The following is a 2,251-nucleotide window of genomic DNA, read 5'->3' as shown; positions in this document are numbered from 1 at the left end:
GAGGCAGCGGATGTCATGGCAGGCATCATGGTTAGTAGGAGAATCAATGACATAAGTACAAATCCCGTTTTCTTTAATTTCATGAATAATCAACTCCTTAAATTTTTTTGATATCTTGATAGACAGGATGTTTTGTAGGTTTATGGAAATATTCCCCTTATGTAATCCTTGATATTATACTATCAGCATATACCACAAACAATGGAATTACAGATAATTAATCCCTACTGAGTATAACCGCCTAAATTTTCATGGCCTTTAGACCCATTACTGAGGAGACAAGGCGGAAACCACATGGTATTTCCGTCTCCCGGTCTGAGTTCCCTGTAAAAAAGCAAAAACCTGTGAGAAAACGAGATCAAGAAAAAACAGACCTATCATGGTAGTAGTATCTGACCATAATCGACCTGCTCAATGCTTAGGAAATTCAATTCTAGAAATGTGTAATCCTTCTAACGAAACTACAGATCGTTATTTTCGCAAAAACAACGGTTAAAAAAATTTAACGATACACCGTATCGTTATTCACCGGAAATCTGGGGTTTAGAGCGCAAATTTGCCCAAATAGCGATATACAGTTTCGTTAGAATCTGGAATGGGCCTTTTAGCACCGAATAGCGTTACCCAGTTTCGTTGGATAAAGTTAGTCCAGAAATCGTAGAGAGTCACTATTGCTTCTAATAGTTGTTAATTCTCAACAAAAAGTTCATCCCTACTCGAAAAACAAGTTGGAAAGAGCTTTTAAAGTTTATTAAATTGGTTGAATTGTACTATCTTGCTATTTAAGTTATAGAGCCTATATCTTTTTCAATTGAAATTGAATTACAAAGTATTTCTGTGTTAAGAGGGGGCATTAAAATTTTGCAGTTCATTAAGCTATGACCTTCAATCAGAACATCTGTAATTTCAATATCTTGAAGAAAATAAGGGATTTGTGATCTCGCCAACCCTCTTAAGGGTTTTGTTCTATCATCTACACTGGTAACAAAGGAAAATTTTGAACAGCCCTTGAAGGACAACTTGACGTTAAACTCTGTATCCTCAAATACAAGAGTTATTTCATCACCAAAAAAACTTGAATCAAATTTTAATACTCTGGCATCCCAATAGTGCAGTGATTCAATTTCGCTAAGGATTTTCTCTGATTTCACGTTTTACACCTCATTTTTAATAAGGGATATGTGCATCAGGACTTTTTCTGTCGACCACATTAAGATTTATATCAATTGGGTACCACTTTCATCAAACAAATGAACAATGAGTGCAGCCAATAGAAAAATAACGAATCGTCTCTTCATCTATAATCCCACCTACTTGTACCAAATCGATACAACAATATTGCCCCAATACCTGGATTCCACCTGAATTCCATACACTTTGTCACTAAATTCCTTCGCTTCTAAAATATCATCCCGTTTTGTCTTCTGTTTTACATACTTCATGATCTTATCCACAGTTTCGGAATTAATCTTTTGACGCAGCAACTCATCCAAATCCTTAACTTGCTGGTCATAATCGACACCATCTCTGTCAAAATGAATAGATGATTGTAAGAACATCATATCTTTTCCATCTACTGATTCGTAACTTGCACCTAATCCCGATTTATAGGAATTATAGAAGCTGAAGCCTTCAGCAGTCTGTTTCTGACTCTCCCCTTCTACCCTTCTCTTACGTCCCCATGAATCCTCAATATATTTAGGTAGTGTAGACGTAGCGTCATCCGCCGTATCATCCACCTTGTCGTCCTTGTCGTCCTTCTTCTCCTCCTGCACCGCCGCAAGCCCCGTTAAAATCTCTACACTATAAAGATCCTTATGCCAGATTACTTTAGCGCCGAGCGCCTCGCTGACAAAGCGCAGAGGAACGAAGGTTCTATTCTGTTTTTGCTGAGCTACCGTGTCCATTTGTTTCGTTTGGCCGTTAACGGTGTACGCTTTCTTTCCCATGGTCAGAACAATGGTGTCTTCTCCCATTTCCACGGTAACTTGCTTGCTCTTGCTGTCCCAGCCTACTTCTGCTCCGAGTGCTTCACTTACAAATCGGACAGGCACCTGCACTCGATTGCTTTTGTCCATAAACGGCTTCGCATCCGGAAATGAGATTAGGTTCCCGTTAACCTCAACTACGATCGACAACTTCGAGGTAGCGGATGTCATGGCAGGCATCATGGCTAGTAGGAGAATCAATGACATAAGTACAAATCCCGTTTTCTTTAATTTCATGAATAATCAACTCCTTAAATTTTTTT

At 38.6% G+C, this 2,251-nt stretch carries 2 protein-coding genes; both read right to left on the bottom strand.

The window, feature by feature from the left end; all coding sequences use genetic code 11:
- Positions 1-782: 782 nt before the first annotated feature.
- The gene (locus BFJ94_RS20510) at positions 783-1,151 is read right to left on the bottom strand and encodes a PIM7 family immunity protein (RefSeq protein WP_120464303.1); all 369 of its coding nucleotides are present in this window, start codon (positions 1,149-1,151) and stop codon (positions 783-785) included.
- A gap of 159 nt (positions 1,152-1,310) precedes the next feature.
- The gene (locus BFJ94_RS20500) at positions 1,311-2,225 is read right to left on the bottom strand and encodes a copper amine oxidase N-terminal domain-containing protein (protein ID WP_120464302.1); all 915 of its coding nucleotides are present in this window, start codon (positions 2,223-2,225) and stop codon (positions 1,311-1,313) included.
- Between the last annotated feature and the right edge of the window lie 26 nt (positions 2,226-2,251).

The sequence above is a fragment of the Paenibacillus aceti genome (assembly GCF_003614185.1).
Lineage (GTDB): Bacteria > Bacillota > Bacilli > Paenibacillales > Paenibacillaceae > Fontibacillus > Fontibacillus aceti.
Note: the sequence above shows the minus strand (reverse complement) of the source record. Positions and strands in the feature narration are given on the sequence as shown.

Coding starts and splice junctions, on each gene's coding strand:
- BFJ94_RS20500 (WP_120464302.1), bottom strand. CDS start 2,225: ATGAAATTAAAGAAAACGGGATTTGTACTTATGTCATTGATTCTCCTA.